27 protein-coding genes are annotated in these 25,398 nt (G+C 69.6%); 6 read left to right on the top strand and 21 right to left on the bottom strand.

Annotated elements, in window-relative coordinates:
• Positions 1–124: 124 nt before the first annotated feature.
• Genes EJP69_RS06415 through EJP69_RS06395 form a run of 5 tightly spaced genes read right to left on the bottom strand, consistent with a single transcriptional unit; the run spans position 125 to position 5,079 of the window.
• Complete coding sequence (locus EJP69_RS06415) at positions 125–1,087, bottom strand: Bug family tripartite tricarboxylate transporter substrate binding protein (protein WP_093202073.1); 963 nt, start codon at positions 1,085–1,087, stop codon at positions 125–127.
• Positions 1,088–1,110: 23 nt separating this feature from the next.
• The gene (locus EJP69_RS06410) at positions 1,111–1,986 is read right to left on the bottom strand and encodes an amidohydrolase family protein (RefSeq protein ID WP_126469098.1); all 876 of its coding nucleotides are present in this window, start codon (positions 1,984–1,986) and stop codon (positions 1,111–1,113) included.
• A gap of 3 nt (positions 1,987–1,989) precedes the next feature.
• Complete coding sequence (locus EJP69_RS06405) at positions 1,990–3,171, bottom strand: CoA transferase (RefSeq protein ID WP_126469097.1); 1,182 nt, start codon at positions 3,169–3,171, stop codon at positions 1,990–1,992.
• 19 nt (positions 3,172–3,190) lie between these two features.
• A complete protein-coding gene (locus EJP69_RS06400) occupies positions 3,191–4,171 on the bottom strand; it encodes a tripartite tricarboxylate transporter substrate binding protein (RefSeq protein WP_093305143.1) in 981 nt (326 codons plus the stop codon).
• Positions 4,172–4,209: 38 nt separating this feature from the next.
• Positions 4,210–5,079 carry an HpcH/HpaI aldolase/citrate lyase family protein gene (locus tag EJP69_RS06395; RefSeq protein WP_126469096.1) on the bottom strand — a complete coding sequence of 290 codons (870 nt, stop codon included), beginning with the start codon at positions 5,077–5,079 and terminating at the stop codon, positions 4,210–4,212.
• Between the two features lie 77 nt (positions 5,080–5,156).
• On the opposite strand from EJP69_RS06395, the gene EJP69_RS06390 reads away from it, so the two are divergent.
• Positions 5,157–6,074, top strand: a complete 918-nt coding sequence (locus EJP69_RS06390) for a LysR family transcriptional regulator (RefSeq protein ID WP_126469095.1) — start codon at positions 5,157–5,159, stop codon at positions 6,072–6,074.
• Here the strand turns inward: EJP69_RS06390 and EJP69_RS06385 are convergent.
• The 9 genes from EJP69_RS06385 to EJP69_RS06345 all read right to left on the bottom strand — a co-directional run bounded on the left by EJP69_RS06385 (position 6,071) and on the right by EJP69_RS06345 (position 15,080).
• Complete coding sequence (locus tag EJP69_RS06385; protein ID WP_206169285.1) at positions 6,071–6,760, bottom strand: substrate-binding domain-containing protein; 690 nt, start codon at positions 6,758–6,760, stop codon at positions 6,071–6,073. The genes EJP69_RS06390 and EJP69_RS06385 overlap by 4 nt on opposite strands.
• A gap of 2 nt (positions 6,761–6,762) precedes the next feature.
• Positions 6,763–7,653, bottom strand: coding sequence for a DUF1932 domain-containing protein (locus EJP69_RS06380; RefSeq protein ID WP_126469094.1), 891 nt, complete (start codon positions 7,651–7,653; stop codon positions 6,763–6,765).
• Positions 7,654–7,672: 19 nt separating this feature from the next.
• Positions 7,673–8,521 carry a metal-dependent hydrolase gene (locus EJP69_RS06375; protein WP_126469093.1) on the bottom strand — a complete coding sequence of 283 codons (849 nt, stop codon included), beginning with the start codon at positions 8,519–8,521 and terminating at the stop codon, positions 7,673–7,675.
• 23 nt (positions 8,522–8,544) lie between these two features.
• Positions 8,545–9,537, bottom strand: a complete 993-nt coding sequence (locus EJP69_RS06370; protein WP_126469092.1) for a Bug family tripartite tricarboxylate transporter substrate binding protein — start codon at positions 9,535–9,537, stop codon at positions 8,545–8,547.
• Between the two features lie 11 nt (positions 9,538–9,548).
• Complete coding sequence (locus tag EJP69_RS06365; protein ID WP_126469091.1) at positions 9,549–10,535, bottom strand: Bug family tripartite tricarboxylate transporter substrate binding protein; 987 nt, start codon at positions 10,533–10,535, stop codon at positions 9,549–9,551.
• A gap of 35 nt (positions 10,536–10,570) precedes the next feature.
• Positions 10,571–11,875, bottom strand: a complete 1,305-nt coding sequence (locus EJP69_RS06360; RefSeq protein WP_126469090.1) for a gallate dioxygenase — start codon at positions 11,873–11,875, stop codon at positions 10,571–10,573.
• Positions 11,876–11,948: 73 nt separating this feature from the next.
• Complete coding sequence (locus EJP69_RS06355; protein ID WP_093202045.1) at positions 11,949–13,304, bottom strand: MFS transporter; 1,356 nt, start codon at positions 13,302–13,304, stop codon at positions 11,949–11,951.
• A 39-nt stretch (positions 13,305–13,343) separates the two neighbouring features.
• Positions 13,344–14,045: a 4-carboxy-4-hydroxy-2-oxoadipate aldolase/oxaloacetate decarboxylase gene (gene ligK / locus EJP69_RS06350; protein ID WP_126469089.1), complete on the bottom strand. Its 702-nt coding sequence runs from the start codon at positions 14,043–14,045 to the stop codon at positions 13,344–13,346.
• Between the two features lie 6 nt (positions 14,046–14,051).
• The gene (locus tag EJP69_RS06345) at positions 14,052–15,080 is read right to left on the bottom strand and encodes an amidohydrolase family protein (RefSeq protein WP_093202040.1); all 1,029 of its coding nucleotides are present in this window, start codon (positions 15,078–15,080) and stop codon (positions 14,052–14,054) included.
• Between the two features lie 167 nt (positions 15,081–15,247).
• On the opposite strand from EJP69_RS06345, the gene EJP69_RS06340 reads away from it, so the two are divergent.
• Positions 15,248–16,549 (top strand): LysR family transcriptional regulator, encoded by a 1,302-nt coding sequence (locus tag EJP69_RS06340; RefSeq protein ID WP_240652048.1) that lies wholly within the window; start codon positions 15,248–15,250, stop codon positions 16,547–16,549.
• On the opposite strand, the gene EJP69_RS06335 is transcribed toward EJP69_RS06340, so the two are convergent.
• The 5 genes from EJP69_RS06335 to EJP69_RS06315 are packed head-to-tail and all read right to left on the bottom strand — an operon-like array spanning position 16,441 to position 20,354.
• Entirely contained in the window at positions 16,441–17,100 is a 660-nt protein-coding gene (locus EJP69_RS06335; RefSeq protein ID WP_240652047.1) for a hypothetical protein, read from the bottom strand. The two genes, EJP69_RS06340 and EJP69_RS06335, sit on opposite strands and share 109 nt — an antisense overlap.
• Positions 17,101–17,140: 40 nt before the next feature.
• Entirely contained in the window at positions 17,141–17,932 is a 792-nt protein-coding gene (locus EJP69_RS06330; RefSeq protein ID WP_126469087.1) for a DUF899 domain-containing protein, read from the bottom strand.
• A gap of 13 nt (positions 17,933–17,945) precedes the next feature.
• Positions 17,946–18,626 (bottom strand): Vgb family protein, encoded by a 681-nt coding sequence (locus EJP69_RS06325; RefSeq protein ID WP_093202032.1) that lies wholly within the window; start codon positions 18,624–18,626, stop codon positions 17,946–17,948.
• A gap of 46 nt (positions 18,627–18,672) precedes the next feature.
• Positions 18,673–19,893, bottom strand: coding sequence for a helix-turn-helix domain-containing protein (locus tag EJP69_RS06320; protein WP_126469086.1), 1,221 nt, complete (start codon positions 19,891–19,893; stop codon positions 18,673–18,675).
• 53 nt (positions 19,894–19,946) lie between these two features.
• Complete coding sequence (locus EJP69_RS06315; protein WP_126469085.1) at positions 19,947–20,354, bottom strand: RidA family protein; 408 nt, start codon at positions 20,352–20,354, stop codon at positions 19,947–19,949.
• A gap of 146 nt (positions 20,355–20,500) precedes the next feature.
• On the opposite strand from EJP69_RS06315, the gene EJP69_RS06310 reads away from it, so the two are divergent.
• Positions 20,501–21,469: a LysR family transcriptional regulator gene (locus EJP69_RS06310; RefSeq protein ID WP_126469084.1), complete on the top strand. Its 969-nt coding sequence runs from the start codon at positions 20,501–20,503 to the stop codon at positions 21,467–21,469.
• On the opposite strand, the gene EJP69_RS06305 is transcribed toward EJP69_RS06310, so the two are convergent.
• The gene (locus EJP69_RS06305) at positions 21,363–21,911 is read right to left on the bottom strand and encodes a DoxX family protein (protein WP_126469083.1); all 549 of its coding nucleotides are present in this window, start codon (positions 21,909–21,911) and stop codon (positions 21,363–21,365) included. The genes EJP69_RS06310 and EJP69_RS06305 overlap by 107 nt on opposite strands.
• A 75-nt stretch (positions 21,912–21,986) precedes the next feature.
• On the opposite strand from EJP69_RS06305, the gene EJP69_RS06300 reads away from it, so the two are divergent.
• The 3 genes from EJP69_RS06300 (at position 21,987) to EJP69_RS06290 (ending at position 24,387) form a co-directional block, all read left to right on the top strand.
• Positions 21,987–22,607 (top strand): TetR/AcrR family transcriptional regulator, encoded by a 621-nt coding sequence (locus EJP69_RS06300; RefSeq protein ID WP_170217047.1) that lies wholly within the window; start codon positions 21,987–21,989, stop codon positions 22,605–22,607.
• Positions 22,608–22,767: 160 nt separating this feature from the next.
• Positions 22,768–23,457 (top strand): cysteine hydrolase family protein, encoded by a 690-nt coding sequence (locus tag EJP69_RS06295; RefSeq protein WP_126469081.1) that lies wholly within the window; start codon positions 22,768–22,770, stop codon positions 23,455–23,457.
• A 42-nt stretch (positions 23,458–23,499) separates the two neighbouring features.
• Positions 23,500–24,387, top strand: coding sequence for a LysR family transcriptional regulator (locus tag EJP69_RS06290; protein ID WP_126469080.1), 888 nt, complete (start codon positions 23,500–23,502; stop codon positions 24,385–24,387).
• A gap of 16 nt (positions 24,388–24,403) precedes the next feature.
• Here the strand turns inward: EJP69_RS06290 and EJP69_RS06285 are convergent, their stop codons facing one another.
• Positions 24,404–25,240 (bottom strand): alpha/beta hydrolase, encoded by an 837-nt coding sequence (locus EJP69_RS06285; RefSeq protein WP_126469079.1) that lies wholly within the window; start codon positions 25,238–25,240, stop codon positions 24,404–24,406.
• Positions 25,241–25,398 lie beyond the last annotated feature (158 nt).

Raw genomic sequence — 25,398 nt, 5'->3', positions numbered from 1 at the left:
CGTTCGTCTGTGAACGGAACCGATTCTTCGCCGGGGCACCCGCCAGTGGAGCGGATTGCGTATTCCTCTGTATCCGCGGGACGCAGCCCGCACACTACGTTTCACGCGCCGCCGGGCGCGACGCTCAATCGACCCTGATGTTCCGCGAGCGAACCAGCGCGCTCACCCTGCCGGTCTCGTCCTGCACGAACTTCGCGAATGCTTCGGGGGTGGTGCCGGCCGGCTCCAGGCCCAGCTGCAGCAGCTTCTGCCGCACGGCAGGATCGTTCACCGCGGCCTGCACGGCTTTCCCGAGCTTCTGCACGATGTCGGCGGGCGTGCCCTTGGGCAGGAACACGCCGTTCCACTCGACCACGTTGTAGCCCGGCAGGCCCGACTCGGCGAGCGTCGGCACCTCGGGCAGCCCCGGCACGCGCTTGAGCGAGCTCACGCCCAGCGCGCGCAGCTTGCCGCTCTTCACGTAGCCCAGCGTCGAGGCCACGTTGCCGAAGTAGGCCGACACCTGCTCGCCCATCACGTCGGTCAGTGCGGGCGCGCCGCCCTTGTAGGGCACGTGCATCAGGTTGATCTTCGCCTGCTCGTTCAGCGCCTCGCCCGCCAGGTGCGAGCCGGTGCCGCCGCCCGCCGACGCGAAGCTCAGCTTGCCCGGGTTCTTGCGCGCGTAGTCGATGAACTCCGGCACCGTCTTGTACGGCGCGGTCGCGGGCACTACGAGGATCTGCGGCGCGGTGGCCACCAGAGAAACGGGAATGAAGTCCTTCGCCGCGTCGAAGGGCAGCTTGCGCAGCGACGGGTTCACCGAGAACGCCGAGGCGTCGTAGAGCACGGTGTAGCCGTCGGCCGCGGCCTTGGCCACGTTGTCGGCGCCGATCACGCCGCCCGCGCCGGGCTTGTTGTCGATGACGATCTGCTGTCCCAGCGAGGCGCTCATCTGCTGCGCGACGATGCGCGCCGTGTTGTCGGCGCCGCCGCCGGCCGCGTAGGGCACGACCATGCGGATCGGCTTGTCGGGCCACGCGGCCCAGCCCAGCAGGGGAACGGCGCAGGCGGCCAGCGTGGCGATGGATTTCAGGAGTCGCTTCTTCATCTCGATGTCTCGGGTCTTTGAGGTCAGGAAAAGTCGTAGAGCCGCGCCGGGTTGTCGACCAGCACGCGGCGGCGCGCGGCCTCGTCGGGCACCCATTCGCCCAGCAGGTCGAAGAGCTGCGCGTCGTCGGGCTTGGCCGTGCGCTCGGTGGGATGGGGCCAGTCGCTGCCCCACACGATGCGTTCGGGTGCCTGCCGTGCCCAGGCACGGGCGATCTCGACCGTGTCGGCATAGCCGCCTTCGGCGCCGAGGGCGGAGTCGAGATACGCGCCCGACAGCTTGATCCAGGTGCGGCCGTTGTCGAGCAGCCGGCTCACCACGCCGTGTGCGGGGTGCGAGAGGCCATCGGGCTGCGGCAAGCGGGCGAGATGGTCGAACACCACCGTGCAGGGCAGGCGCTCGAGCAGCGTCGAGTGCGCGGCGATCTGGTCTGCGCTCCAGTGCAGCTGCACGTGCCAGCCGAGCGCGTGAACGCGATTCGCCAGCGGCTCGACCATGGAGAAATCCGTCGTCGCGTTCGTTGCGGTGTACAGCGTGAAGCGGATGCCGCGAATGCCGCCCGCGTGCAGATGCTGCAACTCGGCATCGCTTACCTCGGGCCGCACCACGGCAACGCCGCGCGTGCGCTCCGCGCCCAGTGCCTGGATGGCCGCCAGCGTCACGCTGTTGTCGGTGCCGTGCACGCGCGGCTGCACGATCACCGTGCGTTGCGTGCCGGTGCGCTGCTGCAGCAGGCGATAGTCGTCGGCGGTGGCGTTGTCCAGCATCGCGTCGGGCGAGCCGTGCAGCGCGAAGCGGCGGTCGTACACGTGGATGTGCGCGTCGCATGCGCCTTCGGGTGCCGCGATGCGTGGCTTGCGCGTGCCGCTGCTGTGGGGCACGGCGGGTTCGTCGTGCATGGCTCAGTCGTCCCTGCCCCGCGTGGCCAGCACGGCCGACGTGTGCTGCCCCAGCGTCGGCGCCGCGAAAGGCTCCGGGCCCGGCGTGCGGCCGAAGCGCACAGGGCGGGTGAAGCCCCGGTACGAGCCCAGCGTGGGATGAGAAAAGTTCGCCACCATGTCCTCGGCCAGCACCTGCTCGTTGTCGAACATGTCTTCCACCGTGCGGGCGGCGGAGCAGGGCACTTCTTCGCCGAAGAGCTCTTCCCATTCGAGCGCGGTGCGCCCGGCCAGCGCGGCGCGCAGCTTCGGCACGATCTCGGCCGCGTGCTGCGCGCGCTTGCGCACCGAGTCGTAGCGCTCGTCGGCTGCCAGCTCCGGCAGCCCGACCTTCGCGCACAGCGCCTGCCAGAAGTGCGGCGTGTTGGCCGAGATGTAGATGTGCCCCTCGCGCGTGGGGTGGATGCCCGTGATGCCGCCCGAGCGCATGTCGCGTCCCACGTCCTTGGGCTCGCCCTCGGCCCACACCATGCGCGCCGACTGCATCGTGAGCGCCGAGCGCAGCAGCGAGACGCCGACGAACTGGCCTTCGCCGCTCTTCTCCCGCTCGTACAGCGCCGAGGCGACGCCGGCGGCCACCAGCGCGGCCGCATAGTAGTCGACCACCGAGCCGTAGATGATCTCGGGCGGCTCGCCGCGCTTGCCCTGCAGCGCGCACATGCCGGTCATGGTCTGCAGAACCTGGTCGTAGCCGGCCTTCTCGCGCAGCGGCCCCGTCTCGCCGTAGCCGGTGACGGCGCAGTAGATGAGCCGCTGGTTCACCGCCTTCAGCTGCTCGTAGGCGATGCCCAGCCGTGGCGGCACACTGGGACGGAAGTTGTGCACCAGCACGTCGGCGGTGCGCACCAACTCCATCAGCGCGGCCAGGTCTTCCCGGTTCTTGAGGTCGAGCATCACGCCAAGCTTGCTGCGGTTCACGCCGATGAAGGCGCGGCTCTCGGCTTCCAGCGTCGAGGGGTACTTGCGCAGGTTGTCGCCGGTGGGCGGCTCGATCTTGATGACTTCCGCGCCCTGGTCGGCCAGCAGCGAGCAGCCGTACGGGCCCGCGATGTAGGCGCTCAGGTCGAGCACGCGCAGGCCGCTCAGCGGGCCGGCGGGGCCCCGGCGTTCGGGCAGGCGCGTGTCGTCAGGGGCGGTGATGCTCATGGGCTTTCTCTTTCCTTGTTCAGTCTGCGGTGATGTTCTGTTGCTTTGCCAGCTTCTTCCAGCGCTCCACGTCGTCGGCGATGACGGTGCCGAACTGCGCCGGCGTGAGCGGCGTGGCGATGGCGCCTTCGCGCAGGAAGTTGGCGGTGATCTCGGGCTTCGCCAGGATCTGGTTGACCGCGCCGTTCAGCTTGGCCACCACGTCGGCCGGCGTGCCCGCCGGCGCCAGCAGGCCCCACCAGAGTTCGAACTCGTAGCCGGGTACGGCGGTGGAAATGGGCGTGAGGTCGGGCGCGATGGGGCTCGGCTTCAGGCTGGTGATGCCCACCGCGCGCAGCTTGCCGGCGCGCACCATCGGCAGCAGCGAGGGGCCGCTGGAAATCAGCAGCTGCGTCTGGTTGCCCACGAGGTCGGTCACGGCCGGGCCCATGCCCTTGTACGGGATGTGCGCGATCTGCAGGTCGCCCACCTTGGCCTTGAGCAGCTCGGTGCCGAACTGGTTGACGCTGCCCGAGCCGGACGAGGCGTAGTTGTACTGGCCCGGCTTCGCCTTGATGGCGGCGATCAGTTCGGCGGGCGTCTTGGCAGGAAACTCGTTGTTGACAGCGACGATGAACGGCCCCTTGGCGAACATCGCCACGGGTGCGAGGCCCTTGACCGGATCGAAGGGCAGCTTCGTCTGCACCGCAGCGTTGGTCGTCATGCTCGACGACACGGCCACCAGCGTGTAGCCGTCCGGCGCGGAACGCGCCACCTGCGCCGTGCCGGTGTTGCCGCTCGCGCCGGGCCGGTTGTCGATGATGACCGGCTGCTTGAGCTGGTCGCCCAGCTCCTTGGCCACCTGCCGCGCGAAGGTGTCGTTGGAGCCGCCGGCCGGGTAGGGCACGACGATGGTGATGGTCTTGCTGGGATAGCCGCCCTGGGCGAACGCGGCGCCGGCGAATGCGGCAAACGCGACGACGGCGAGCGCTCGCGGACGAAGGAAGGATGGGAAATGCATTTTCTTGTCTCCGGTTTCTTTTATTGATGGAAGGCAGTTCAGCCAGGAATCAAGCCCAGGCTGCGTGCGCTCTCGACGATGGCGCGCGCGCGGATCACGAAGGGGATGTCGATCATCTTTCCGTCCACCACGTAGGCGCCGACGCCCCTGGCATCGGCATCGCGCGCGGCCTCGACCACCTTGCAGGCATGCGCGATCTCCTCGTCGGTAGGACGGAACACCTCGTTGGCGATGGCGATCTGGCTCGGGTGGATGCAGGTCTTGCCGAGGAATCCGAGGTCGCGTGCCAGCATCGCCTCGGTACGGAAACCCTCGGCGTCGCGGATGTTCGCGAAGGCGCTGTCGTAGGCATACAGGCCTGCCTCGCCGGCCGCGATGCGCACCGCGAACATCGCCTGCCGGATCGCCGAAGGCTCGCGCCGGGCGATGCCCAGCGGCTCGAACAGGTCGCCCAGCCCCAGCTGCAGGCCTGCCACGCGGGGATGCGCCAGCGCCAGTTCGGCTGCCGTGCGCAGTGCGTTGGGCGTCTCGATGTTCAGCAGCAGGCCGATGGGTGCCTGCACGCCGTTGGCCCGCTCCGCGCGCTCGATGGCTTCGGCGGCCGCGCGCACATGCGCGGGGCTCTGCGGCTTGGGCAGGTTGATCAGGTGCACGCCGTTGCGCGCCACCGCCGCGACGTCGCGCTCGAAGTGCGGCGTGTCCATGGCGTTGACGCGAACGATCAGCGTCTTGCGCGACGAAGCGGCCTCGCCGCTTTCGAGGAACCTGCGCACGGTCTCGCGCGCCTCGTCCTTGCGCGGCTCGGAAACGGCGTCTTCCAGGTCGAGGCTGATGGCGTCCGCTTCGCCGGCGAGCGCCTTGGCGAACAGTTCGGGGCGGGTGCCGGGAACGAATAGCTTGCTTCTCATGGGAGGGCAGTGTTCCCGGTTCATGAGATGAGAAAAACAGCTGTTTGCTGCGATCACATCGCAGAAAATCTATCTTCATGGAAACGGCCTACCTGCAAAGCTTTCTTCTGGTGGTGGAGTCGGGCTCGATGTCCGAGGCCGCGCGCCGGCTCGACCTGACGCCCGGCGCGGTGGCGCAGCAGATCCGCGCGCTGGAGCGCGAGCTCAACGCGCCGCTGCTCGCGCGCGCCGGCCGCACGGTGCAGCCCACCGAGGCAGGGCACCGGCTGGTGCAGCGGGCCCGCACGCTGCTGCGCGAGGTGAGCGACATCAAGGCGCTGGTGGGCAGCGAAGCGGCCGGGGGCGAGCTGGTCATCGGCACCATCAACACGGCCATCCACAGCCTGCTGCCGGACATCCTCGCGCGCTTCGTGAAGGCGCATCCGGGCGTCAAGGTGTTCCTGCAGTCGGGCACCACCGCCACGCTCTACAAGGCGATGCAGCAGGGAGAGCTCGACGCGGCCGTGTGCCTGTATCCGCCGTTCGCGCTCGCCAAGACCTTCGACTGGGCCCTGCTGCGCGAGGAGCCGCTGGTGCTGCTCGCGCCCAGCCGCCTCGCGCGGCGCGATCCGCACGAGCTGCTGCGCACCTCGCCGCTCATCCGCTACGACCGCAACCTCGGCGGCGGCAAGCAGGCCGACCGCTACCTGCGCGCGGCGGGCATCGTGCCGCAGGAGCGCTTCGAACTCAGCTCGCTGCTGGCGATAGCGATGATGGTGGACCGCGGCCTCGGCGTGGCGGTCGTGCCCGACATCGCCTCGCCGCTGCTCGATGGGCAGCGCATCGTGAAGATCCCGCTGCCGCTGCCTTCGGAGACGCGGCGCTTCGGCATCCTGTGGATGCGGTCTTCGCCCCGGCTGAAGCTGATCCACGGCTTTGTCGAAAGCGCGGGGCTTGTCACTGCCGCGAAGGGCAACAGCAACGGCAATGGCTCCCGCAAGCCGGCTGCGCGCTAGGCCGGCTCCATGCCGTGCCGGCGCTTGGCGTCCCCGGTGGCCGGCGAGGCGAGGTAGGCGAGCAGCCCGTCCACGGCATCCGGCCTGGAGGCATTCGCCACCGGTGCGGCACTGAAGACGGTCGTGATCTGTATTTCCGGCGGAAGAGGCCCCAGCAGTTCGATACCTTCGACGCCGATCAGCTCGCTGAGCTGCTGGAAGCCCAGCGAGGCCTCCCCGCGCGCGACCAGCGAGCCCACCGGAACGCCGGGAGCCGCCTGCACCAGCCGTTCCCTGATCGCGTCGGCGATGCCCCATCGCTCGAACAGCGCGATCAACGCAACGCCGCTGGGCCCGGTCGAGTACGCGATGCGGGCCGCGTCCAGCACGGCACGGCGCACCGCTTCCCCGGTGGAGATGTCGACCTGCGCCGCTCCGGCGGCGACCGCCACCGCAACGCCCGAGCGCACCACGTCGACCTTGCGCGACGCATCCACCTTGCCCGCGGCCGCCAGCTTGTCGATGGCGTCCGATGCCAGGACCACCACGTCGAAGGGTTCTCCCGCCGACACGCGCCGCGCGGCATCCACGCCGCCCACCGCTTCGAAAGCGAGCGGCACGCCGCTCGCGCCCGTGTACGCAGTGGCGAGTTCCGCCAGCAGGCCCTTGGTGGCCATGGAGCTGATGCCCCTGATCGAACCGGCCATGCTCACTTGCGCCCGATGAGCCGGTCCGCGTAGGCCTGCCAGTTGCTCGATGCGTCGAGCCCTTCGAACAGCCCGTCGCGCGCCTGCGCGGCAACCCAGTCCTGCTTGGCGGCGATGGCCGCCGTCATCAGCGGCTCGAAGCCGGCTTCGCGAACTGTCTGCGCGGCCTCGCGCATTTCCTCGGCGCGGCGCTTGCCGTGCTGCACGACGCGGCTGAAGAAGTAGGCGCCTTGCTTTTCCCAGTCGATCTGCGGAAAGGTCTCCTTCAGCGTCGGCAGCACGTGCTCCTCGACTCCGTAACGCCTTGCGGTGGCGTAGCTCTCGATGACCAGCGCCTCCAGCCCCTTGATCATGATGCTGCGGCTCATCTTGATCGCCGAGGCGATGCCGAGCCGGTCGCTCACCACGCGCACGTCCATGCCCCAGCCGGCCAGCGTGGCGGCGAGCGCGTCGGCCTGCGCGCCGCCCAGCAGCATCGGCACGCGAATGCCGTAGGGCGGCACCGAGGTCATGACGCCGGCCTCGACGTAGGCGACGCCCGCGGCCTCCAGCGCGGCGGCCGCGCTCTGCTTGGTGCCGGGCGATGCCGAGTTGAGGTCGAGAAAGCGGCTGCCGCTGCGCCCGTGGCGCGCGGCCTCCTCAGCCACGGCGAGCGTGCTGGATGCGGTGACGGCCGACACCAGCAGGCCGGCGTGGCTGCACAGTTCCTGCATGCCGCCTGCAACCTTCATCCCGTCGCCTTCGGCCGCGGCGCGCGCCGCAGCGCCGGTGGCGGGATCGGCGAAGCGCTTGTCCCAGACCCAGACGGCGTCCACGCCGTCTTTCTCGCGCAGGCCGCGTCCGAAGATGCCGCCCACCTCGCCGTAGCCGATGAGGCCCAGTGTGATTCCCATGATCGTGCGTGTCCTTCCTTCAGAAGATGGCTTTCTCGCCGGGCTTCAGCGCCAGCACGCGCGTGCCGCTGCTGCCCAGTGCGCGGATGTACTCGTCCGGCGTGCCCTTGCCGAGCGGGTTGGCGCCATAGTGCATCGGTATCACCGCGGGCGGGCGCAGCCATTCGCGCGTGGCGTAGGCCGCGTCGGTCGGGCCCATCGTGAAGTGGCCGCCGATGGGCATCAGCACGAGGTCGGGCTTGTAGTAGTCGGCGATGAACTTCATGTCGGTGAAGAGTCCGGTGTCGCCCATGTGGTAGATGCGGAAGCCGTTCTCCAGCTCGATGATGTAGCCCACCGGCTCGCCGCCGGGGTGCACCTCGTCCTTGCCGGTGGCCGGGTTCTTCCACACGATGATCGACGAGTGCTCGGCGTGCACGGCCGTCACCTTGATGCCCGGCACCGGGGTGATGGTGCCGCTCTTGTTGAAGCGCGGCGCCAGGGCGGGCGGCAGGATGCCGAGCACGCTCACCGTCTGGTTCATGTCGCCGGGCGCGTACATCGGCACCTGGTTGAGCTGGGCCAGCGCGGGCGCATCCGCGAAGTGGTCGAGGTGGCCGTGCGTGACCAGCAGCACGTCGACCTTGCCCAAGGCTTCGAGGTTCTTGTACTCGGCGGGCGTCAGCGAGTTCTGCTTGAGCCACGGGTCGGTCACGATCACCTTGCCGCCCGGCGTGGTGATGCGGAACGCGGACTGGCCGAGCCAGAGCACTTCGGTCTTGCCGCCGCCCCTGGCTTGCGGGGATTGCGGCGATTGAGGTGCTTGCGCGCAGGCGGCGAGCAGCATCGCGGTGACGATGGCGAGAAGCAGACGGGCGAAGAGCTTCATGTTCGTTATGTTCCTGCGTGATGTCAGTCGACGGTGATGCGGGCGGTCTTGATCACGCGGTTCCAGCGCTTCATCTCGCTCGCGATCAGCTCGCCGAAGGCCTGTGGCGTGGTGGGCGTCGGCTCGGCACCCTCGGCCGCGAGCCGCGCGTGAACCTCCGCCGCATTGAGCGACTGGTTGATCTGCCTGTTCAGCATGGCGACGATGTCCGCCGGAGTTCCGGCCGGCGCGACCACGCCGTACCACTGGTCGGCCTCGAAGTCCTTGGTGCCGGGCACGCCGCTTTCCGCCACCGTCGGCACGTCGGGCAGCAGCGCGATGCGTTTCGGGCTCGATACCGCCAGCGCGCGCAGCTTGCCGGCCTTGATGTGCGGCAGCAGCGCGGGCGCACCGGTGAAGAGCAGCTGCAGCTGGCCCGCCAGCAGGTCGGTGACGGCCGGCGCCGTGCCCCGGTACGGCACGTGCATGAACGAGGCGCCCGTCTGCAGCTTGAGGTATTCGGTGGCGATGTGTGCCGCGCTGCCGTTGCCGCCCGATCCGAAGGCCAGCTGGCCCGGACGCGTCTTCGCCAGCGCGACCAGCTCGGCCAGCGAACGCGCCGGCACCGAGGCGTGCACCACCAGCACGTTGGGCACGCGCGCCACCCAGGCCACCGGCGCGAAGCTGCGCACCGGGTCGTAGTCGAGCTTCGGGTACAGCGAAGGGTTGATCGCCAGCGTGCCGATGTGCCCCATCAGCAGCGTGTAGCCGTCCGCGGGCGACTTCGCCACCTTGTCCGCGCCGATGGAGCCGCCCGCGCCGGGCAGGTTGTCGACAACCACCGGCTGGTGCCATGCACGGCCCAGCTCGATGCCGATGGCTCGCCCGAGCACGTCGGTGGACCCGCCGGGCGTGAAGGGAATGACCATGCGGATCGGCTTGGCGGGATAGGCCTGCTGCGCCATGGCGGCGCGGCTTGCCGGAAGCAGGGCCGTGGCCGCGACGAGGGCCTGGCGACGGGTGATGCCTGTGGTCATGGCCTTCGTCCTCAATCGGGCTTGATGCCGGCTTCTCGGATCAGCTTGCCGTAGCGCGCCACGTCGGCCTTGAGCAGCCTGTCGAACTGCGCCGTCGGCCCCGGCAGCGGAACGCCGCCCGCCGCCGCGAGCTGGTTGCGCACCTCGGGCGAGTCGATGGCCTTCTGCACCGCGTCGTGCAGCTTCTCGACCACCGGCTTGGGCAGCCCGGCCGGCCCGACGAAGCCGTACCAGACGCTGGCCTCGAAGCCCGGATAGCCCGACTCCGCGACGGTCGGCACGCCCGGCAGCACGGCGGAGCGCTCGGCGCTCATCACCGCCAGCACACGCAGCTTGCCGGACTTGGCCAGCGGCAGCGCCTCGAGCGCGTTGACCGCCACCACTTCGACGTGGCCGCCGAGCACGTCGGTGAGCGCCTGCGCGCCGCCCTTGTAGGGCACGTGCCGAAGCTGCAGTCCAGCGGTGTGCTGGAACAGCTCCATCGCGAGATGCGGCGTGGAGCCGTTGCCGGGCGTGGCGACCGTCACGCCGCCTGGCTTGGCCTTGGCTGCCGCGACCAGCTCCTGCAGCGTCCTGATCGGCGATTCCTCGCGCACCGTGAACACCACCGGCACACGGCCGACCGAGGCGATGGGCGTGAGCTCGCGCTCCAGGTCGTAGGGCGCGGGCTGGAACAGCGAGGGGTTCACCGCCAGCGCATTGGCGGCCAGCAGCAGCGTGTAGCCGTCGGGCGCGCTGGTGATGACCGACTTGATCGCGATGTTCGTGCCGGCACCCGGCTTGTTCTCGACCACCACCGGCTGGCCGAGGATGGCCGACATGCGCTGGCCCACCGAGCGGGCGATGGCATCGACCGCGCCGCCGGCGCTGTAGCCCACCAGGATCTTCAGGGGCTTCGAGGGAAAGGCGTCGGCTGCGCCGGCCGTGCCGAACTGGCCGAACGCGATCAGTGCGGCCATGCCCAGCGCAAGGCGCCGGGAAAGCAGGGTTCTCGTCATCTTCTTTGTCTCCGGAATCGAAATCGGGGGCGGGCTCAGCGCGGCTGCGGTGCGGCGGCGTTGTCCCAGGCTTGCGGCGCGGCATCCTTGCCGGCCACCGAATACAGCGCGCCGGGCACGTTGCGGGTCTGCTGGAAGTCCTCCAGCGACTGGCCGCGCATCGCGGCGTAGATGTGCAGGTTCGACACGCCCACCACCGCGCCCAGCTTCTCCAGCATGAAGAAGATCACGCCGTACTGGATCAGCGCGCGCCAGTCGCGGTGGCGCACCATGTCGCGCTCCTTGTCCGTCAGGCCGGCGGCCTCGAAGGCTGCTTCCTCGTCGGCAAGGAACGCCTCGCGATGGGCGGGGCGCGTCATGCCGTGCAGGAACTTGTTGAGGCGGTAGGCGCGCACGCTGGTCTCCAGCGTGAACGGGTAGGTGCCCTGCAGTCTTTCGACGCCGGCCAGCTCCTGGGCCACGCGCTGGCGGTGGCGCTCCACCTCGCCACCGACGGGCGGGCTCGCCAGGTTCTCGTAGATGGCGGTGGCAATGCCCGTCATCGAGGGCAGGTAGTAGCTCTGGTGCGTCTTGCGCACGTTCGACGACAGCGCGCCGCGCATCACCAGCCACATGATGACCTCGGCGCCCTCCATGCCGCCCAGCGTCGCCAGCTCGGCCTGCGTCATCTCGGTCAGGCGCACCGGGTCGTTCTCGATGAGTTCGAGAAACTGCGCGTCCCATGCCGTGTTGTTGAAGCCCGCGCGCTCGCCGTGCACCTGGTGCGAGAGACCGCCCGTGGCGACGATGGCCACCTTGATGTCGTCCGGATAGCTCTCGATCGCGCGCCGCAGCGCCTGCCCGAGCCGGTAGCAGCGCCGCGCCGAGGGCACCGGCGACTGCAGCACGCCGACCTGCAGCGGAATCACCGGAATCGGCCATGCCGGCTTGTGCGGGCACAGCAGCGACAGCGGCGAGAACACGCCGTGGTCGAGCGCGCGGTCCTGGAAGAAGGACATGTCGAACTCGTCGGCCACCAGCGAGCGGCCGATGTGCCGCGCCAGCGCCGGATGGCCGGCCAGGGCCGGCAGGTCGCGCGCGCCGCCGCCTTCGTCGGCCACCTCGTGCCGCTCGCCCACGCCCAGCGAGAAGGCCGAGTAGTGGTCGAAGAAGAAGGAGCTGACGTGGTCGTTGTAGATGAAGAAGAGCGCGTCGGGCTTTTTCTCGGCCAGCCACTGCCGCACCGGCGCGAAGGCCTCGAAGATGGGGGCCCACACCGGGTCGTCCTGCTTGTTCTTGTCGAAGGCGAAGCCGATGGTGGGGGTGTGCGAGCAGGCGACGGCGCCGATGATCTGGGCCATGTTGGGGTTACTCCTGCGCCCTGTGCGGCGCGATGAAGGGAGAAGGTGAGAGGAAAGGAGCCGGCATGCGGGTTCAGCCCCGCGCCAGTTCGGGCTTGCCGGCGGAGTCGTCGTCGGCTTCGGCGGCCCGGGCGCCGAGCACCGCGCCCGCCGCCAGCAGCGCAGGCAGGGCAAGCAGCGAGACGATGGCGCCGAAGCCCCAGCCCATGGTGAGCAGCACGCCGCCGAACATCGAGCCGACGATGCTGCCGAAGCGGCCCATGCCCAGCATCCAGCTCACGCCGGTGGCGCGCGCCATGGTGGGGTAGCAGCCGGGTGCGAAGGCATTGAGGCCCGTCTGTGCGCCGCTCATGAAGAAGCCGGCCAGCGCCACCAGCAGCGCGAGCGATGCCGACAGCGCACCGGCCGAGCCTAGGCAGAGGATGCAGACCGCACCGGCCGCATAGGCCGCGGCGATGACGCGTGTCGGCGCCACGCGGTCCATCGTCCAGCCGACGAGGATGGCGCCGACCGTTCCACCGATCTGGAACATCGCGGTCACGGTCGCGGCGGTCTCGATGGGCAGGCCCGCGTCCTTGATGAGCGTGGGCAGCCAGCCCGTCAGCAGGTAGATGACGAGCAGGCCCATGAAGTAGGTGGCCCACAGCGCCAGAGTCATCAGCCCGTAGCCGCGCGAGAACAGCACGCCGATGGGCTTCTTCGCCGCGACCGGTGGCTCCGTCGCGATGAAGGTTGTGCCGGCCGGAAACACGGTGCGGCAGATGCGGCCCAGCACGGCGGCGATGCGCTCGGCCGGCTGCCGGCGCACGACCATGAAGCGGGCCGACTCGGGCAGCAGCGCCAGCAGCAGGGGCACGAGCACCAGCGGCAGCGCGCCGCCCATCACCAGCACCGAGCGCCAGCCGAAGTGCGGAATGAGCCACGCGGCCGCGAAGCCCACCACGCCCGAGCCCAGGTTGAAACCGGTGAACATCACCGCGATCAGCAGCGAGCGGGAGCGCTGCGGCACGTATTCCGACAGCAGCGTGGTGGTGTTGGGCATCGCCGCGCCCAGGCCCAGGCCGGTGAGGAAGCGCAGCGCAGCCATCTGCGTCAGGTCCTGCGCGAACGCGGTGGCGACCGTGAACACGCCGAACAGGAACACCGAAGCCGTCAGCACGGTCTTGCGGCCCAGCCGGTCCGATGCGGGGCCGGCCACGAGCGCGCCGAAAACCAGCCCGATGGGCGCGGCGCTCATCACGAGGCCGAAGGCGGCGCGCGACACGCCCCATTCCTGCAGGATGGAGGGCGCGAGGAAGCCCATGATCGCGACGTCCATGCCGTCGGCCGCGACCACGAGGAAGCACAGCACCAGCAGCAGCCACTGCATGGCGCTCATGGGGCGTTCGTCGATGAAGGCCTTGACGTCGATACGGGCCGGGTTGTTCATTGCTGTTGTCTCTCGTTGTTCTGAACAGGCGGTCCCGGTCTAGTCCACGTAGCGCAGGCCGGCCTTGGCCAGCGGCTCGCGCATGCCGTACATGTCCAGCCCCAGCTCGCCGGCCGCGAAGCGGGCGCGCTTGCCGGCTTCGTTGGCTTCGCGCGCCTCGGCGGCATCGGCCACGCGCGCCGCGAGCTGCGCGGGCACGACCACCACGCCGTCGATGTCCGCCACCACCACGTCGCCCGGCTGCACCAGCGCGCCGGCGCAGACCACCGGCACGTTGACCGAGCCCAGCGTGGCCTTGATCGTTCCCTTGGAGTGGATGGCGCGGCTGAACACCGGGAAGTCCAAGGCGATGAGGTCGCGCACGTCGCGCACGCCGCCGTCGATCACCAGGCCCTTGCAGCCGCGCGCCTTGAACGACGTGGCGAGCAGGTCGCCGAAGAAGCCGTCGGTGCTGTCGGCGGTGCAGGCGGCAACCACCACGTCGCCGGGCTGGATCTGCTCCGCGGCCACGTGCAGCATCCAGTTGTCGCCGGGCTGCAGCAGCACGGTGACGGCGGTGCCGCACATGCGCGCCTCGGGGTGGATGGGGCGGATGCGCGGTGCCATCAGGCCGAGGCGGCCCAGCGCCTCGTGCACGGTGGAGACGCCGAAGCGCGAGAGCTTCTCGACGGCGGCGGCATCGGCGCGCACCACGTTGCGGTGCACTACGCCGAGTTCCTGGGGGAGGGGAGTGGCAGACATGTTCTTTCAGAGTCCTCGTTGCTTGAGTGCGCGGTCCAGCCGCGGATACACGCGGCGCGCGTTGCCTTCGTAGATCTGGTGGCGCGCCTTGTCGTCGAGCATCGGCGTGGCGTCGATGTAGCGGCGCGTGTCGTCGTAGTTGAAGCCGGTCTCGGGGTCGATGCCGCGCACCGCGCCGATCATTTCGCTGGCGAAGAGCACGTTGTCGACCGGGATCACGCGCGTGAGCAGGTCGATGCCCGGCTGGTGGTACACGCAGGTGTCGAAGAAGATGTTGTTGAGCAGGTGGTCCTTCAGCAGCGGCTTCTTCATCTCCTGCGCCAGGCCCCGGAAGCGGCCCCAGTGGTAGGGCACCGCGCCGCCGCCGTGCGGGATGACGAAGCGCAGCGTCGGGAAGTCCTTGAACAGGTCCGAGGTGAGGCACTGCATGAAGGCCGTGGTGTCTGCGTTCAGGTAGTGCGCGCCGGTGGTGTGGAAACAGGCGTTGCAGCTCGTGCTCACGTGCACCATGGCGGGAATGTCCAGCTCCACCATCTTTTCGTAGATCGGATACCAGTGCCGGTCCGACAGCGGCGGGCTGGTCCAGTGGCCGCCCGATGGGTCGGGGTTGAGGTTGATGCCCACGAAGCCGTATTCGTTCACGCAGCGCTCGAGCTCGGGAATGCAGCTGGCCGGATCGACGCCGGGCGACTGCGGCAGCATGGCCGCGCCGATGAAGTGATCGGGAAAGAGCTGACTCACGCGATGGCACAGCTCGTTGCAGATGGCGGCCCAGGTCGACGACACCTCGAAGTCGCCGATGTGGTGCGCCATGAAGCTCGCGCGCGGGCTGAAGATGGTGAGGTCGCTGCCGCGCTCCTTCATCAGCCGCAGCTGATTGGTCTCGATGGACTCGCGCAGCTCGTCGTCGCTGATCTTCAGCTCCGACACTTTTGGCCTGGCCGACGGGTCCTGGATGGCGGCGATCTGCCGGTTGCGCCAGGCCTCCAGGGACTTGGGCGCGGTGGTGTAGTGGCCGTGACAGTCGATGATCATGCGCGGCGCTCCGGGTGGTGTGCAGGGGATGCTTCAAGCATGGGAGAAGTCTGCGCCGCGGCGGCCCCGCGTGGCGTGAGTTAGCGTTGCGCTGCCATCATTCTTTTTTATCGAATAGGGTTTACCCTCGGTGCCGGAAATGCATGATCGAGAGTGAGGAATCAGCCGTGAGCCCGAAACCAGCACATCACAAAGTTATCGATCGCACGGACAGCGTGGCGCTGGGCATCAACCTGCGCCACCTGCGCGCGTTCTCGGCCGTGGCCTCGGCCGGCAGCATCGCGGCGGCGGCCGAGGCGCTGTTCCGCGTGGCGTCCGCGGTGACGCGCTCGATCCTCGATCTGGAGGCCGTGCTCGGCAGGCCCCTGTTCGACCGGCGCTCGCGCGGCGTGGCGCTCAATGCATATGGCGAGCTGGTGCTGGTGCGCGCGCTTCGCATCGAACGCGAATTCGAGGAGGCGCGCACCCAACTGGCGGCGCGCGGCGGCGTGGCCGGCATCGGCGGCGGTGCCGACGTGCATTCGCTCTTCGCCTCGATCCTGAACGGCCGGCGCCTTGCCGTGGTCGCGAGCCTCGCGGAAAAGCGCAACATGCCGGCCGTCGCGCGCGAGTTCGGCATCACGCAGCCGGCCATCAGCAGCGCGCTGAAAGACCTGGAGAGCGGACTCGGCGTGACGCTCTTCAACCGCAATGCACGCGGGCTCACGGCCACGCCGGCGGGCGAGATCGTGGCCTTCTACTTCAGGCGCGTGCTGTCGGAGTTGAGGCACATCGGCCCCGACATCGCGGCCAGCGAAGGCACGCTGCAGGGCAGCGTGAACGTAGGCGCGCTGCCGCTGGGGCGCACGCAGATCCTGCCGCTGGCGATCGCCTCGCTGCTCGCGCGGCATCCGGGCCTGCACATCGCCACGGTCGAGAGCCCGTACGACGCGCTGGCGGCGTCGCTGCGCAGCGGCGACATCGATTTCATCCTCGGCGCGCTGCGCACCGCGGGCGAGGCGAAGGACCTGCAGCAGGAGCCGCTCTTCGAAGACCGCATCTCGGTGATCGCGCGCGCCGGCCATCCGCTCGCGCGCGCGAAGCGCATCGACTCCAGGATGCTGCGCGAGGCGAGGTGGACGCTGTCGCGCCCCGGCTCGCCTTCGCGCGAACTGCTCGAGCGCTTCTTCTCCGACGCGCGGCAGGCACCGCCGCTGCCCGCAGTCGAAACGGGCGACCTCGCGGTGCTGCGCGGCCTGCTGCTGGAGAGCGACATGCTCACAGCGATCTCTGCGCACCAGCTGCGCTACGAGATCCGCGACGGCAGCCTCGTGGTGCTCGACTTTCCGCTGGAGGAGACCCGGCGCGAGATCGGCCTGACTCAGCGGCTGGGCGCCTTTCCTTCGCCGGGCGCGCGTGCGCTGATGGACGAGATCCGCAAGGTGGTGGCCGGGTCGCCCGATTTCCGGGAGCCGGGAAGGCGGAAGTGAAAGCGCGCGGCGACGGCGTCGAGGCCCCGGCATGCTCCGAAGGCGAGGGCGCCGGTGACAGCCAGCATCGCCGCCATGTGCACGCCGGCTGCCGCGACGGCCAGCATCAGCGAACCCGACGCAGTGATCTCGCGGGCCGCCGGGGCGTCGCTCATGCACAGGGGGATCAGCGCGGGCACCAGCATCAGCCCGGCTCCGTGCGCGGTGGACATGATGAAGGACCAGAGCGCCAGCCCGGCGTGGCCTGAAGGCACTCGCACGCGGCTCGTCGTGCCGTGCCGGAGGTGATGCGCGACGACGGCCGCGAGCAGCCCGCCCGCCAGCACCTGCAGCACCGTGCGATCCATCGAGGGGACGAGCACGACCACGGCCGCCACGAGAGCAACGGATGCCGCATGGCCGATTGCGATCGGCACGAGGGCCCGCAACACCCGCGACCGGTCGCGCGAGCGGAGGCCCCATGCGGCCGCGAAGGCCCATCCGGTGGCGGGATTCAGCCCGTGCAGGGCGCCGACTCCCGCGACCGCCAGCCACGGCCAGAGGCTTGCCATGATGTCGTCGCCTCCATGTGTCGTGGCTGCTGTCCGCGCTTCAGGCCTGCTTTTCGCAGCAGCACGCGCCGATGGCCGGTGCCTGCGCCTGCGACTCGTAGCGGTCGTGGTGGCGCACCCATTCCATCTTGTAGGGCACCTCGCGCTCGTCGCGGCCCTTGGGCATGAGGTCCATCAGGTTGTACGCGCCCATCATCACTTCCACGCCACGGCCGAAGGTCGAGTAGGTGTGGAACACCTCGCCGGCGTCGTTCCTGCAGAAGGCGCTGAGGCCCGGTGCTTCCCCGTGGGGGAAGGGCTGCAGGCCGTAGTTGTAGTAGACCTCGCCGGCGGCGAGCTCCCCGGGGCCGAAGCTGACGTGGAAGTCGCCGTTGAAGTCGCTCTCGTTCGACGACACCCACCTGAACTTCCAGCCCATGCGTTCGCGGAAGCGCTCGATCTCCGCCAGCGGCGCGCGCGAGACGGCCACCAGCGTGATGTCGCGATGCGCCAGGTGCACGTTCATGCCGTCGGTGTGGTCGGCCATGAAGGAACAGCTCTGGCAGCCCTGTTCCCAGCCCGGGCCGAGCATGAAGTGCTGCACCAGCAACTGGCTGCGCCCTTCGAAGAGATCGGCGAGAGTGCGCTTGCCGTCGGGCGTGTCGAAGACGTAGTTCTTGCGCACGCGTTCCCACGGCAGCGCGCGGCGCTCCCGTGCGATCTGGTCGCGCAGGTGCGTCAGTTCCTTCTCGCGCGCCAGGAATGCCTTGCGTTCGGCAAGCCATTGCTCGCTGGAGACGACGCGATGGTTCGTCGGCCCGGATGTCTGGTTCGTGATGGTGTCGGTGTTCATGGTGTCTCCTGGATCAATGCTGGCGGCCGGTGGTGGGGCGGCGCACGGCGCGGACCTTGCCGCTCGCGCCGCCGCCTGCGTAGAAGAGATCGGCGCCGTCGGACTCGAGCCCGCTCACGCCGGCGCCGCGCGGCATTTCGAGCCGCTCCAGCACGGCGCCGGTCTTCGGGTCGATGCGGCGGATGTCGCTTTCCTCCGCCTCCCAGGTGCCGTGCCAGAGTTCGCCGTCGACCCAGGTCACGCCGGTGACGAAGCGGTTCGACTCGATGGTGCGCACCACCGCGCCGGTCTCGGGGTCGACCTGGTGGATCTTGCGGTCGCGGTACTGCCCGACCCACAGGCTGCCCTCGGCCCACGTGAGGCCCGAGTCGTAGCCGTTGCCCGGCGCCGGGATAGACGCCAGCACCTTGCCGGTGGCGGGGTCGATCTTGTCGATGCGCGACTCCGCGATCTGGTAGATGTGCTTGCCGTCGAAGGCAGTGCCCGCGTCGCACGGCACGTCGAGTGTCTGGCTGGTCTCGCCGCTGGCCGGATCGAATGCCACCAGCTTCGCTCCGGTGGCGGCCCAGACGCGCCGGCCGTCGTGCGTCACGCCGTGTACCTGCGTGGCGCTGCCGAAGGGACCGTATTCGCGCACGATCTCGGCCGCGTGCACCGCGGGCCGGGACTTGTTCCTGCTGTTCTCGCTGCTCATCGTTGGCTCCTTGTGAAACGCCTCGGATCGGCGCCTGGAGACAACTCTATTCAATCGGCAGTGCGGCGGGGAGTAACAAGATCGTCGTGAATCCCGCCAGCGGCGGCGACAGCCACTTCTGCGCGCGTGCCTTGCCGATGGAGCGCACGCGGTGCTCCGCCTCCAGCTCGACCAGCGCGCGCTGCACCGTGCGCTGGCTGGCCCCCAGCGCCAGCGCAAGGGCCGAGGTGGACCAGGCCGCGCCGTCGGACAGCAGCGCCACCAGCGAAGCCTGGTCGCCGTCGATGGGCGGCGCGAGCACGGCGACGCCGCGCCCGTCGAGCGGCCTGAGCACGAAGCCGCGCGGCGTGGCCTCGATGCCGGCCAGCCCGGTGACGAGCGCGCGCAGCCGGCCGATCTCGACGCGCAGGCGCGCGCGATGCGTCTCGTCGGGGCGGCGCGTGCGGAATGCGCTTTCGATCAGGGCCTCGCGATCCACGTCGCCGGGCCATGCCTGCGCGAGCGAGCGCGCCAGGGAGAACAGCACCGGCCGCCGGGCGAGCGGGCGCCATGCATCGCCGGCGGCCAGGCCGCGGCGGCATGCGTCGACCACCAGCGTGTCGGAGGCCAGGAGGGCTGCGACCTCGTCCAGGCGCAGGGGCTGTTCGCCGGCCGCGTCGATCCGGCGGGCGGCGGGGCGCTCGAATGCCGCCAGTGCCTCGTTCACCTCGGCGAGCAGGGCGGGCACGCGGGCGCGCGTCGCGGCCTCGTGTGCGCGCGAAAGCGCGGCGCGTGCGGGAGCGATGCGCAGCGAGCGAAGCGCCAGCTCGGCCGCGGCCAGCTCGGTGACTGCGGCCAGCGACGGGGGCAGGCCGCGCGCATCTAGGTGCGCGAGCGCGGCTTCCGCTTCGGCGAGGCGGCCGAGCAGCAGCAGCCGGCGCGCCGCGATCAGCCGGGCCTGCAGTGCGTTGGCATGGTCCTCGTGCGCCTCCAGCGCGGATGCGGCCGCCGACAGCGAACGCGGCGAACCGCCCAGGTCGCGCATCGCCAGGGCCACCTCGGCCTCCGCGACGATGCAGCGGGCGCGCGAGTGCTCTTCATGCGCGCCGAAGCCGCGCGCGGCGCGCCGCAGCAGCTCGCGCGCACGCGGATGCTCGCCGAGCTGCGCCATCGCGATGCCGCGCAGGGCCAGCGCCGGCGGGTCGTCGCGCAGCGCGACCCGCTTGAGGGCACCGAGTGCATCGCCCGCGGCCAGGGCGCGGGCGGAGGCGGCGATGAGGGAATCCATGGCGACAGGTTACCTTGGCGCCGTGCCTCCCTTGCGGCGGAGGCGGCCGGGGCCTAGGCGCCGGCTCTGCCTTCGGGCAGCTTCGCGATCACCTTGATCTCGAGCTGGAAGCCGTAGAGCCATGTCACACCGATGCCGGTCAGCGTGGGGTGCGGCGGGCCGCCCCAGTGTTCCGACACCACTTTCCAGATGGTCTCGAACTTCGATTCGGGGTCGACGATGAAGACGGTGGCGTCGATCACGTCGTCGAAGGTGCAGCCCGCGGCCGACAGGATCGCATCGAGGTTCTGGAATGCGAGGCGAACCTGGGCTTCGAGGTCGGGCTCGGGCGAGCCGTCGGGGCGGCTGCCGACCTGCCCCGAGACGAACAGGAAGCCGTTGGACCGGATGGCCGGCGAATAGCGGTTCTTTTCATAAAGGGCCTGGCGCCCGGCGGGAAAGACGACGTCGCGTGGAGTCATGGATGGGATGCTTTCTTCATTGCTTCTCGGAGCGGATCAGGGCGGTCCGCTGTTGCGATGAAGGGACTTTAGGCAGCCGCGAGGCCCGGATAAACGGGCAAGGCCAACAATCACTGTTTGCACTGGCCAAACAATCGGGAGCAGACATGGACCGTTTCGATGCGATGCAGGCCTTCGCGCGCGTGGTGGAGGCGGGGAGCTTCACCAAGGCGGCGCAGACGCTGCACATGAGCAAGACCAGCGTGACGCAACTGGTGCAGCAGCTGGAGGCCAGGCTGCGCGTGAAGCTGCTCAACCGCACCACGCGCAAGGTCAACGTCACGGCCGACGGGGCGGCCTACTACGAGCGGGTGGTGCGCCTGCTGGCCGACATGGACGATGCCGAGACCAGCCTGTCCGCCGCGACTTCGTCGCCGAGGGGACGGCTGCGTGTGGACGGGCCGAGCCCGCTGGCCCGCATGATCCTGGTGCCGGCGCTGCCCGCGTTCCACGAGCGCCATCCCGACATCCAGCTCGACATGGGCGTGAGCGACCGCGTGGTCGACCTGATCGGCGAGAACGTCGATTGCGTGGTGCGCGGTGGCGAGCTCACGGACCAGTCGCTGATCGCGCGCCACGTGGGCGACCTGCAGCTCGGGGTGCATGCGGCGCCGGACTACCTCGCGCGGGCCGGCGTGCCCTCGCACCCGAAGGAGCTCGAGGACACGCATCACCGCGTCGTGGGGTTCCTGTGGTCGCGCACCGGCAGGAGCCTGCCGTACGCCATGCATCGCGACGGGGAGAGCGTGGTCGTGCACGGGCGCCACGTGCTCTCGGTGGACGACGGCAATGCCTACCTGGCGGCGGGCCTGGCCGGGCTCGGGGTTCTCTGGCTGCCCGACTACATGTCCCGCGCGCACGTTGCGAGCGGCGAACTCGTGCCCCTGTTCGAGGACTGGCGGCTCGATCCGATGCCGCTTTACATCGCATTCCCGCCGAACCGGCACGTCAGCGCCAAGCTGCGCGTGTTCATCGACTGGGTTGCTGGATTGATGGCGCAGCATGCGCCTGTTGCGACCCGGCCGCCTGTTTCGGCTTCGGCCACGCGCCCGAGCAGTAGAGCGCCCACGCGATGAAGACGGGCTGGAACAGCGGGCGGATCCAGAAGTACCAGGCGCCGAACTCCAGGCCCTGCACCGTCTGCCCCTTGAGCGCGACGTTGATGTTCGCGGCGACCACGCAGACCAGCATCACCGAGAGCCAGATGCCCGCCTGCTTCCGCAGGTTCGGCAGGCCGAGGCGCTCGTAGACCGAAACGGGAACCAGCAGCCCCATCCCTCCGGCAAGCTCGGCCACGCCGGTCAGATAGACCCAGGCCAGGGCATGCTGGGCGAGGGCGTCGGGGATCATCGGGGCATAGCGCGTCGATGCGCTCACGAAGTGGTCGATGCCAGTGAACAGGAAGCCGAGGCCCATGCCCCAGCGCATCGCCCCGCGCAGGTCGAGCGGGCGCTTCAGCAGGCGGGAAACCGCCCAGGCAACCGCGCCGAATGAACAGATGAAGAGGAGAAAGCTCATGATGCACGCTCTGTGTTTACAATGGAAACATTATCGGATTTCATTGTTTCCACTGTCAACATCGGGGCTTCGAGCATGAGCACGTCATATCACCACGGCGACCTGAAGGCCGTTCTTCTCGCATATGCCCGCGAGCAGATGGAGCGCGACAGCCTCGACGGCCTGTCGATGCGCGAGATGGCCAAGGCCGTCGGGGTCTCGCACACGGCGGCCTACCGCCACTTCCAGGACAAGCGTGCGCTGATGGAGGCCGTCGCGCTGCAGGGCTTCGAGGAAATGCTGGCCGGCTGCGAATCGGCGATAGCGGCGGTTCTTTCCGCCGAATCGCGTTCGAGGCTCAAGGCTTGCGGCCGTGCCTATGTCGGATTCGGGTTGAAGTCGCCCCGGCTGCTGGTCCACATGTTCGGCGCGGTCTCGCAGTCGCAATCGAACGAAAGCCTCGTGCAGGCCGGGGCCCGGCTCTTCCATCTGCTGCTCGGGTTGGTCGGCGCGGGCCAGGCGGACGGCACCTTCCGCCAGGGCGACGCGAGGCAGCTTTCGCACACCTGCTGGGCCATGGTGCACGGCCTCTCGACCTTGCTCGGCGTCGGCGTGCTGCGCGCACCCACGGCCGAGCTGGAGGCCCTGCATCTCAGCGCGGAGCAAGCCCTGGACGTGCTGCTCGACGGAATGGCGGCAACGGCCGCGCCGCGCTGAGGGCATCGGGCGCGCGCTGTGCGCGTCCTGCACAACACTTGTCGCCGCTCAGGCCTAGGCCCTGGGCGGGGCCGTTCCTAGACTTTCCCCCATCACTTTCGATGGACCTCAAGGAACAGCAAACATGTCTATGTCACCAGGACTTTCCCGTCGCGGACTCATGAGCGCACTGGCCCTGCCTTGCGCCGCGGGCATCGTCGGCGTTTCGCCGGCCGCGGCCGCGGCAGCATCGGCGCCGGCGCCCACGCCCACCATCCGCGCGATGTCGGGCGCGCAGCCGAGGCGGCAGCTGAGCGGCAAGGCTACGGCCCTGCTCGTGATCGATTTCCAGAACGAGTACTTCACGGGCCGCATGCCCATCGCCGACGGACCGCGCGCGGCGGCCCATACACGGCGCCTGCTGGCCTGGGCGGACGAGCACGCCATTCCCGTGTTCCAGATCCAGCACGTGGCCCCGGCCGGCGCCGCGGTCTTCGCCGGCGACGGCGACACCGTCAGGTTCCATGCGGACATGCAGCCGCGGCCGAGCGACAAGGTCGTGCAGAAGGGCACCGTCAGCGTCTTCGCGGGCACCGACATCGCGCAGCAGCTGCGATCGGCCGGCGTCCGCACGCTCGTGATCGCCGGCCTCATGACCCATGCGTGCGTGGCCGGCGCCGCCCGCGATGGTGCCGCGCAGGGCTTCGAGGTGGTGGTGTCGTCCGATGCTACCGCCACCCGCGCGATCCGCCGCGAGAACGGCGACACCGTGCCGCACGGCACCCTCCACCATGCGGCGCTGGCCGAGATCGAGGACACCTTCGGCGACGTGCTGACCACCGCGCAGATCCTGGCGCTGCCGCTTGCCTGAAAATACGCGGCTTCCCCGGAAGCACGCGAAGGAGGGCGGCGCATGGATCAACTGAAGGCGATGCGCGCCTTTCAACGCATTGCGCAGGCGAAGAGCCTGTCGGCCGCGGCCGAGTCGCTGGGCACCACGCACTCCAGCCTCTCGCGCCAGCTGCAGGCGCTGGAGAAATCGCTGGGCGCGCAGTTGGTGCGCCGCGACACGCGCGGTATCACGCTGACCGAGGCAGGGCAGCGCTACCACGCCGCATGCACGGACATTCTTTCGCGGCTCGATGCGGCCCAGGCGGATGTCGCGGCCGACGGCAAGGCGCCCTCGGGAACGCTGAAGGTCAGCATGCCGCTGGCGATCGCCACGCTCGACCTGCCGCAGTGGCTGCCGGCGTTCCAGTCGCGCCACGCCGGCATCCGGCTGGAGGTGGTCTGCACCGACCGCTTCACGAAGCTGGTGGCCGAAGGCATCGACGTCGCACTGCGCATCAGCGCCGGGCTCGAGGACGCCTCGATGATGGCGCGGACGCTGGCGGTCTCAGACATGGTGCTGGTCGCGGCGCCGCGCTACCTCGTCGAGCACGGCATGCCCGCGACACCCGAGGACCTGGCGGCGCACCAGTGCCTGCTGCACAACGGGTCCGAAAGCCCGTCGCACTGGACGCTGCACATGCCCGACGGCCGGCAGCAGGCGTTCAGGCCCGATGCGCGCTTCGCATGCGACACGATCACGGCGCTGTACTCGGCCGCGAAGTGCGGGCTGGGCATTGCCGCGCTCACATGGCACACGGTCCGTGCCGACCTGCAGTCGGGCGCGCTGGTCCGTGTGCTGCCGAGTGTCACGCTCGGGCAGCGCACCTACGCGGCGCTCTATCCGCGCACGCGGCACGTGCAGCCGGCGGTGCGCGCCTTCATCGACTTCATGGCGGGCCACTACCGGTAGCGCGCGCCGACACCGGCTACGCCACCTTCGGCTCGGGAAGGATCGAGGTCAGCGCGAAGTCGACGAGGTGCAGCCAGGTCGCCTCCAGGCCCATGATGTTGTGATGGTCGGAGGCTGGAACGGTCTGCACGCTGACCGGCGTGGGCCATGCCGCGATGAGCTTCTGCGAGCGCTCGGGCAGAACGACGTCGTCGCTCTCGGCCAGCAGCACCTGGGTTTTGGCCGCGACCTCCTTGCAGTGTTCGAGCGAATTGAACTGGTGGCGCAGCAGCAGCGACAGCGGCACGAGCGGAAAGCGCTTCTTCGCCACTTCCAGCATCGAGTCGTAGGGCGTCACCAGCTGCAGGCTCGCGAAGTCCTGCCGCGCGACGAGCTGGATGGCCACGCCCGTGCCGAGGCTGCGCCCCACCACGTGCAGTCGCGCATGCGGAAAGGCCTTGCGCAGGTGCCGGGCGAACTGGCTGGCGTCCTGCACCGAGGCGATCTCCGAAGGATGCCCTTGCGAATCGGCCACGCCGCGGTAGTTGACTGCCGCGAAGCCGAAGCCCTCGGGCAGCCAGTGCAGCGTCTGGGCCGTGGCGCGGACGTCCTCGCCGCGACCGGCGAAATAGATGAAGAGGTCCTGCAGGGCATCCTCGCCCTGCGGGTGGTAGACGTAGCCGCGGACCATGCCGCCCGGCACGGTGTGGGAGTAGGTCGAGAAATCGTCGGACAGCGGAACGACCGGCAGCTTGCGGGCGTTGAAGAGGATGTGCCCCTGGCGTGTGGCGAGAAGCGTCCAGTACGCGGCGATGCTTCCTATCGCGGCCGCCGAGGCGGACAGGGCAATGCGGGCAGCTTTGTTGGATGACAAATTGGGCTCCGGGGAGAAAGGCTGGCGTCTAGGGCCTGTTCACACTATTTCCGGGGTCGCGTTGGCCCCTGGGAGCGCCAACCCTGCGGGAAGGGCAGCCAGGGCGGGCCACTCGGCGTTGCGCTCCTGGCGTGTGCGCGTGCACACGCGTCGTCGCG

The sequence above is a fragment of the Variovorax gossypii genome (assembly GCF_003965815.1).
GTDB lineage: Bacteria > Pseudomonadota > Gammaproteobacteria > Burkholderiales > Burkholderiaceae_C > Variovorax > Variovorax gossypii.
The sequence above is the reverse complement of the archived record's forward strand: the minus strand, read 5'-3'. Positions and strand labels throughout refer to the sequence as shown.

Excerpts from the sequence above, each read along its gene's own strand:
- EJP69_RS06415 (WP_093202073.1), bottom strand. The coding sequence starts at position 1,087 with ATGAAGAAGCGACTCCTGAAATCCATCGCCACGCTGGCCGCCTGCGCC.
- EJP69_RS06410 (WP_126469098.1), bottom strand. The coding sequence starts at position 1,986 with ATGCACGACGAACCCGCCGTGCCCCACAGCAGCGGCACGCGCAAGCCA.
- EJP69_RS06405 (WP_126469097.1), bottom strand. The coding sequence starts at position 3,171 with ATGAGCATCACCGCCCCTGACGACACGCGCCTGCCCGAACGCCGGGGC.
- EJP69_RS06400 (WP_093305143.1), bottom strand. The coding sequence starts at position 4,171 with ATGCATTTCCCATCCTTCCTTCGTCCGCGAGCGCTCGCCGTCGTCGCG.
- EJP69_RS06395 (WP_126469096.1), bottom strand. The coding sequence starts at position 5,079 with ATGAGAAGCAAGCTATTCGTTCCCGGCACCCGCCCCGAACTGTTCGCC.
- EJP69_RS06390 (WP_126469095.1), top strand. The coding sequence starts at position 5,157 with ATGGAAACGGCCTACCTGCAAAGCTTTCTTCTGGTGGTGGAGTCGGGC.
- EJP69_RS06385 (WP_206169285.1), bottom strand. The coding sequence starts at position 6,760 with ATGGCCGGTTCGATCAGGGGCATCAGCTCCATGGCCACCAAGGGCCTG.
- EJP69_RS06380 (WP_126469094.1), bottom strand. The coding sequence starts at position 7,653 with ATGGGAATCACACTGGGCCTCATCGGCTACGGCGAGGTGGGCGGCATC.
- EJP69_RS06375 (WP_126469093.1), bottom strand. The coding sequence starts at position 8,521 with ATGAAGCTCTTCGCCCGTCTGCTTCTCGCCATCGTCACCGCGATGCTG.
- EJP69_RS06370 (WP_126469092.1), bottom strand. The coding sequence starts at position 9,537 with ATGACCACAGGCATCACCCGTCGCCAGGCCCTCGTCGCGGCCACGGCC.
- EJP69_RS06365 (WP_126469091.1), bottom strand. The coding sequence starts at position 10,535 with ATGACGAGAACCCTGCTTTCCCGGCGCCTTGCGCTGGGCATGGCCGCA.
- EJP69_RS06360 (WP_126469090.1), bottom strand. The coding sequence starts at position 11,875 with ATGGCCCAGATCATCGGCGCCGTCGCCTGCTCGCACACCCCCACCATC.
- EJP69_RS06355 (WP_093202045.1), bottom strand. The coding sequence starts at position 13,304 with ATGAACAACCCGGCCCGTATCGACGTCAAGGCCTTCATCGACGAACGC.
- ligK (WP_126469089.1), bottom strand. The coding sequence starts at position 14,045 with ATGTCTGCCACTCCCCTCCCCCAGGAACTCGGCGTAGTGCACCGCAAC.
- EJP69_RS06345 (WP_093202040.1), bottom strand. The coding sequence starts at position 15,080 with ATGATCATCGACTGTCACGGCCACTACACCACCGCGCCCAAGTCCCTG.
- EJP69_RS06335 (WP_240652047.1), bottom strand. The coding sequence starts at position 17,100 with ATGGCAAGCCTCTGGCCGTGGCTGGCGGTCGCGGGAGTCGGCGCCCTG.
- EJP69_RS06330 (WP_126469087.1), bottom strand. The coding sequence starts at position 17,932 with ATGAACACCGACACCATCACGAACCAGACATCCGGGCCGACGAACCAT.
- EJP69_RS06325 (WP_093202032.1), bottom strand. The coding sequence starts at position 18,626 with ATGAGCAGCGAGAACAGCAGGAACAAGTCCCGGCCCGCGGTGCACGCG.
- EJP69_RS06320 (WP_126469086.1), bottom strand. The coding sequence starts at position 19,893 with ATGGATTCCCTCATCGCCGCCTCCGCCCGCGCCCTGGCCGCGGGCGAT.
- EJP69_RS06315 (WP_126469085.1), bottom strand. The coding sequence starts at position 20,354 with ATGACTCCACGCGACGTCGTCTTTCCCGCCGGGCGCCAGGCCCTTTAT.
- EJP69_RS06310 (WP_126469084.1), top strand. The coding sequence starts at position 20,501 with ATGGACCGTTTCGATGCGATGCAGGCCTTCGCGCGCGTGGTGGAGGCG.
- EJP69_RS06305 (WP_126469083.1), bottom strand. The coding sequence starts at position 21,911 with ATGAGCTTTCTCCTCTTCATCTGTTCATTCGGCGCGGTTGCCTGGGCG.
- EJP69_RS06300 (WP_170217047.1), top strand. The coding sequence starts at position 21,987 with ATGAGCACGTCATATCACCACGGCGACCTGAAGGCCGTTCTTCTCGCA.
- EJP69_RS06295 (WP_126469081.1), top strand. The coding sequence starts at position 22,768 with ATGAGCGCACTGGCCCTGCCTTGCGCCGCGGGCATCGTCGGCGTTTCG.
- EJP69_RS06290 (WP_126469080.1), top strand. The coding sequence starts at position 23,500 with ATGGATCAACTGAAGGCGATGCGCGCCTTTCAACGCATTGCGCAGGCG.